4 protein-coding genes are annotated in these 5,944 nt (G+C 73.1%); all 4 read left to right on the top strand.

The window, feature by feature from the left end; all coding sequences use genetic code 11:
• A partial coding sequence (locus tag AB0C29_RS29910) for a glycine cleavage T C-terminal barrel domain-containing protein (RefSeq protein ID WP_360827008.1) occupies nucleotides 1-1,617 on the top strand: 1,617 nt, incomplete at its 5' end.
• Nucleotides 1,618-1,625: 8 nt separating this feature from the next.
• Nucleotides 1,626-2,777 carry an N-methyl-L-tryptophan oxidase gene (gene solA, locus AB0C29_RS29905; RefSeq protein WP_360827005.1) on the top strand — a complete coding sequence of 384 codons (1,152 nt, stop codon included), beginning with the start codon at nucleotides 1,626-1,628 and terminating at the stop codon, nucleotides 2,775-2,777.
• Nucleotides 2,774-3,895, top strand: coding sequence for an aromatic ring-hydroxylating dioxygenase subunit alpha (locus tag AB0C29_RS29900; RefSeq protein ID WP_360827002.1), 1,122 nt, complete (start codon nucleotides 2,774-2,776; stop codon nucleotides 3,893-3,895). Before solA ends, AB0C29_RS29900 begins: the two co-directional genes overlap by 4 nt.
• A 21-nt stretch (nucleotides 3,896-3,916) precedes the next feature.
• Nucleotides 3,917-5,944: alpha-galactosidase (locus AB0C29_RS29895; protein WP_360826999.1), on the top strand; the 2,028-nt coding region annotated here is incomplete at its 3' end.

Below are 5,944 nucleotides of genomic sequence, written 5' to 3'. Positions count from 1 at the left end.
CGGCTCGGCATCGGCTCCTACCTGCACCGGCCGATGCCGGTCGAGCTCACCGAGCTGGCCGAGGGCCCGCAGCCGTCCATGCTGGCCTACACCCCCGATGACTTCGCCGAGTCGTGGACCGCCGCCACCGAGCTGCTGCCCGCGCTGGCCGGCAGCGCGGTCGACCAAGGCTTCAACGGCGTCTTCTCGTTCACCGCGGACGGTTTCCCGCTGCTAGGCGAGTCCCGCGAGGTGCGCGGCTTCTGGACGGCCGAGGCGGTCTGGGTGACGCACTCCGCCGGGGTGGCCCGGGCGATGGCCGAGTGGCTGGTCGACGGGCGGCCGGGCGTCGACCTGCACGAGTGCGACCTGAACCGCTTCGATGTGTCCCAGCTGTCCCCGGCGTACGTGCGGGAGCGCTCGGTGCGCAGCTTCGTCGAGGTGTACGACATCATCCATCCGCTGGACCCGCCCTCGGTCCGGGACCTGCGGGTGAGCCCGTTCCACGCCCGGCAGCGCGAGCTCGGCGCGGTGTTCGGCGAGGCCGCCGGCTGGGAGCGGCCGCTCTGGTACGAGGCCAACGCCGAGCTGCCCCGTACCGCCGCCCCGCGCGACGAGTGGTCGGCCCGGCACTGGTCACCGATAGCGGCGGCCGAGGCCCGAGCCACCCGCGAGCGCGTCGCCCTGTACGACATGACCCCGCTGACCCGCCTCGAAGTGACCGGCCCGCTGTCCTTCCTGCAGGGGCTGAGCAGCAACGACCTCGACCGTCCGGTCGGCACGGTGGTCTACACGCTGCTGCTCGACGAGGACGGCGGCATCCGCAGCGATGTGACCGTGGCCCGCCTCGCCGAGGACCGGTTCCAGGTCGGCGTCAACGGGCCGCTGGACCTGGACTGGCTGCTGCGGCGGGCCCCGGCCGGGGTGGTGATCCGGGACATCACCGGCGCCACCTGCTGCGTCGGCGTGTGGGGACCGCTCGCCCGGGAGCTGATCGCGCCGCTGGCCGACATCGACGTCTCGCACACCGCGTTCGGCTACTTCAAGGCCCGGCGCGCCCATCTCGGCCCGGTGCCGGTCACCATGCTGCGGCTCTCCTATGTGGGCGAGCTGGGCTGGGAGGTCTACACCACCGCCGAGCTGGGGCTGCGGTTGTGGGACACGCTGTGGGAGGCCGGTGCCACGCTCGGAGTGGTCGCGGGCGGGCGGGCGGCGTTCAACAGCCTGCGGCTGGAGAAGGGCTACCGGGCCTGGGCCACCGACATGACCGCCGAGGACGACCCGTACGAGGCGGGGCTGGGCTTCGCCGTGCGGCTGGACCGCGGTGACTTCGTCGGGCGGTCCGCACTGCTGCAACGGCGTGAGCCCGCGCGCCTGCTCGCCTGCCTGGTGCTGGAGGACGAGGGCTGCGTGCCGATGGGCCGGGAACCGGTGTACGCCGACGGCCAACCGGCCGGGTTCGTGACCAGTGCGGCGTACGGGCACACCGTGGGCGCCCCGATCGCGTACGCCTGGCTGCCCGCCGAGATCGCCGTGCCCGGCACGGCCGTCCGGGTGGGCTATTTCGACCGGCTCCTGCGCGCCCGCGTGGCCGCCGAGCCGCTGTTCGACCCGAAGCATGAACGGATTCGGCGATAGGAGCCGGCGTGGCCGCATTTGACGTCATCGTTGTCGGGCTCGGTGGAATGGGCAGCGCGGCCGTCCACCAGCTCGCCGCGCGCGGGGTCCGGGTGCTGGGCCTGGAGAAGTTCGGGCCGGCGCACGACCGGGGAGCCAGCCACGGCGGCTCGCGCATCACCCGGCAGTCCTATTTCGAGAGCCCCGACTACGTGCCGCTGCTGCTGCGCGCCTACGAGCTGTACGACGCGCTGGCCCGCGACTCCGGCACCGACGTCATCACGCTCACCGGCGGGGTGATGGTCGGGCAGCCGGAGAGCCTCACCGTGTCGGGCAGCCGGCTCAGCGCCGAGCGCTGGGGGCTCGACCACGAGATGCTGGACGCGAAGGCGCTGCGCCGGCGCTTCCCCACGCTGAGCCCGCGCCCGGACGAGGTGGCGCTCTACGAGGCCAAGGCCGGCTTCGTCCGCCCCGAGGCGACCGTGTCGGCGCAGCTCACGCTGGCCGCGCGGGCCGGCGCCGAGCTGCACTTCGACGAGCCGATGACCAGCTGGGGGCCCGCGGCGGGCGGCGGCGTACGGGTCGAGACCGGCTCCGGCTCGTACACGGCCGGTCAGCTGGTCATCACCCCCGGACCGTGGGCGCCGCAGCTGCTCGCCGACCTCGGCGTGCCGTTCACCATCGAACGCCAGGTGCAGTACTGGTTCCAGCCGGCCGGCGGGGTGGCGCCGTTCACGCCCGAGCGCCACCCGATCTACATCTGGGAGGACCCCGCCGGCAGCCAGATCTACGGCTTCCCGGCCATCGACGGGCCGGACGGCGGCGCCAAGGTGGCGTTCTTCCGGCGCGGCGTCGTCACCACCCCCGAGACCATCGACCGCGAGGTGCACCCCGACGAGATCCGGGCGATGGCCGACCGGACCCGGCGCAACCTGCCCGACCTGCCCGGCACGTTCCTGCGCGCCAAGACCTGCCTGTACAGCAACACCCCGGACGAGCACTTCGTGATCGCCCGGCACCCGGCGCACGAGGCGGTCACCGTCGCGTGCGGGTTCTCCGGCCACGGCTTCAAGTTCGTGCCGGTGGTCGGCGAGATCCTGGCCGACCTGGCCACCACGGGCGCGACGGCGCACCCGATCGAGCTGTTCCACCCACGCCGCCTCACAGGGGTGACCACATGACCATGACCGAGCTGCCCGCCAGCCTGCTGCGGACCCTGCCGGGTACCTACTACACCGATCCCGCGATCTTCGCCGCCGAGCAGGAGCGGATCTTCGAGCAGATGTGGTTCTGCGCGGTGCGCGGCTCGGACGTCGGCACGCCGGGCGCGTTCCGTACGGTCCGGGTCGGCCGGGAGAGCGTGCTGGTGACTCGTAACGCGGCCGGGGAGGCGCGCGCGTTCCTCAACATCTGCCGGCACCGCGGCGCCCAGCTGTGCGACGACGACAGCGGGTCGGTCAAGCGGACGTTCCGGTGCACGTACCACGCGTGGGCGTACGACCTGGACGGCAAGCTGGTGGCCGCACCCAACCTGGTCAAGATGCCCGACATCGACCGGGTCGAGTACGGCCTGAACCCGGTGCACGTGCGCGAGTGGCTCGGCTACGTCTGGGTGTGCCTGGCCGCGACCCCGCCGTCGTTCGCCGAGACCGTGCAGAGCGCCTGCGAGGAGCGGCTGGGCGACCTGGCCGCGGTGGAGCGCTACAGCATCGACGACCTCACGGTCGGCCGGCGCATCCGGTACGACGTACGGGCCAACTGGAAACTCATCATCGAGAACTTCATGGAGTGCTACCACTGCGCGACGATCCACCCGGAGCTGGTGCACGTGCTGCCGGAGTTCGCGGGCGGCTACGCGGCGCAGTACTACGTCGGGCACGGCGCCGAGTTCGGGCCGGGCGTCGAGGGCTTCACCGTCGACGGCAGCGCCGGGGTGACCCCGATCGCCGGCATCGACGAGAGCCAGGACCGGCGCTACTTCGCGGTGACCATCAAACCGCAGGTGTTCCTCAACCTGGTGCCGGACCACGTCATCCTGCACCGGATGTACCCGCTGGCGGCCGACCGCACGGTGGTCGAGTGCGACTGGCTCTACCTGAGCGAGGTCGTCGCCGAGGGCCGGGACCTGTCGCGCTCGGTGGAGCTCTTCGACCGGGTCAACCGGCAGGACTTCGACGCCTGCGAGCGCTGCCAGCCGGGGATGGCGTCGCGCGCGTACGCCGGCGGCGGGGTGCTGGTGCCCAGCGAGCACCACATCGCCGGATTCCACGACTGGCTGCGTACCCGCCTCGCCGCCTGAACGCGTCGTTAGGGTGAGCAGATGCTCATCGCTCTGACCGCGGCCGGCGTCACCGTGCTGATCGACGCCACCGCCGGGCGGCTGCCCGCCGTCGCCTACTGGGGGCCGGCCCTGCCCGGGCTGGACGCCGAACAGGCCGCATCACTCGTCGTCGCGGCCCAGCCGGTGACCGGGTCGAACGATCCGGACGTCCGGCCGCGGGTCGCGGTGCTGCCCGGGTCCGAGACCGGCTGGACCGGCCGGCCCGGCCTGCGCGGCTCGTTCGCCGGCGCCGGCTGGTCCCCCGCCTTCCTGGTCACCGAGGTCACCGTCGACGGCGACCCGGTGGGCGCCTTCCACGCCGGTGGCGCCGGCCGCGTCGAGGTCCGGGCCGTGGACGACGCCGACGGGCTGGAGCTGCGGCTGACCCTCGAGCTGCTGCCGGCCGGGCTGCTGCGGTGCCGCGCCGCGGTGCGCAACCTCGCCGGCGAGCCGTACGCCCTGGACGACCTGGTGCTGGCCCTGCCGGTGCCGGCCGAGGCCACCGAGCTGCTCGACTTCACCGGGCGGCACAACCAGGAACGGGTTCCCGTACGCACGCCGTTTTCGGCCGGCACGCACCTGCGGGAGAACCGCAAGGGCCGGACCGGGGCGGACAGCGCGTACCTGCTGCACGCCGGCACGGCCGGGTTCGGCTTCGCCACCGGCCGGATCTGGGCGGTGCACACCGCGTGGAGCGGCAACCACACGCACTACGCCGAGCAGGTGCACTCGGGTGAGCGACTGCTCGGCGGCGGCGAACTGCTGCTGCCCGGGGAGATCCGGCTGGCCACCGGCGAGAGCTATGAGAGCCCGTGGCTGTACGCCGCGTACGGCGACGGCCTGGACGAGATCGCCCGGCGCTTCCACCGGCACCTGCGGGCCCGCGAGCCCAAGGTGTCCGCCCGGCGCCCGGTGACCCTCAACGTCTGGGAGGCCGTCTACTTCGACCACGACACCGACCGCCTGATCGACCTGGCCGAGCGCGCGGCCGCCGCCGGCGTCGAGCGGTACGTGCTGGACGACGGCTGGTTCGGCTCCCGCCGCGACGACACGTCCGGGCTCGGCGACTGGGTGGTCTCGCCGGACGTCTGGCCCCGGGGGCTGCACCCGCTGGTGGACCGGGTCCGGGCGCTGGGTATGCAGTTCGGGCTGTGGTTCGAGCCGGAGATGGTCAACCCGGACTCGGACGTGGCCCGGGCCCACCCCGAGTGGATCATGGCCGCCCGCGCCTCCTGGCCGATCGAGGCCCGCACCCAGCAGGTGCTCAACCTGGGCATCCCAGAGGCGTACGAGCACGTCAAGAGCCAGATACTGGCGGTGCTGCGGGAGTACGACATCGGCTACGTCAAGTGGGACCACAACCGCGACCTGGTCGAGGCCGGCGACCAGACGCACCGCGGACAGCCCGGCGTACACGCGCAGACGCTGGCGTTCTACCGGCTGCTGGACGAGATCCGGGCGGCCCACCCGGGGCTGGAGATCGAGTCCTGCTCCTCCGGCGGGGCCCGGGTCGACCTGGCGGTGCTGGAGCGTACCGATCGGGTCTGGGTCTCGGACAACATCGACCCGCACGACCGGCAGCGGATGATGCGCTGGACCGCCCAGCTGGTCCCGCCGGAATACCTCGGCTCGCACATCGCCTCGGGCCACTCGCACGTCACCGGCCGCCGCCACGACCTCGCCTTCCGGGCCGGCACGGCGATCTTCGGCCACCTGGGCATCGAATGGGACCTCGCCGAGGCGACCGAGGCGGAGACGGCCGAGCTGCGCGACTGGGTGGCGTTCTTCCAGCGCGAACGCGACCTGCTGCTCAGCGGCGACATCGTCCGGCTGGACGGCTACGACGACCGCATCCTGGTGCACGGCGTCGTCGCCCCCGACCGGTCCCGCGCGCTGTTCGCGATGGCGATCACCGACAGCATCACCCCGGACCCGGGTCCCCGGCTGCGCCTGCGCGGCCTGGACCCCGAGGCCCGCTACCGGATCCGGCCGGTGCTGGTCGGCCCGGAGCCGCGCCTGGTCGCGCCG

Source organism: Actinoplanes sp. NPDC048791, from assembly GCF_040650095.1.
GTDB lineage: Bacteria > Actinomycetota > Actinomycetes > Mycobacteriales > Micromonosporaceae > Actinoplanes.
This window is presented reverse-complemented; position numbering and strand designations above follow the sequence as displayed.

Coding starts and splice junctions, on each gene's coding strand:
- AB0C29_RS29900 (WP_360827002.1), top strand. CDS start 2,774: ATGACCATGACCGAGCTGCCCGCCAGCCTGCTGCGGACCCTGCCGGGT.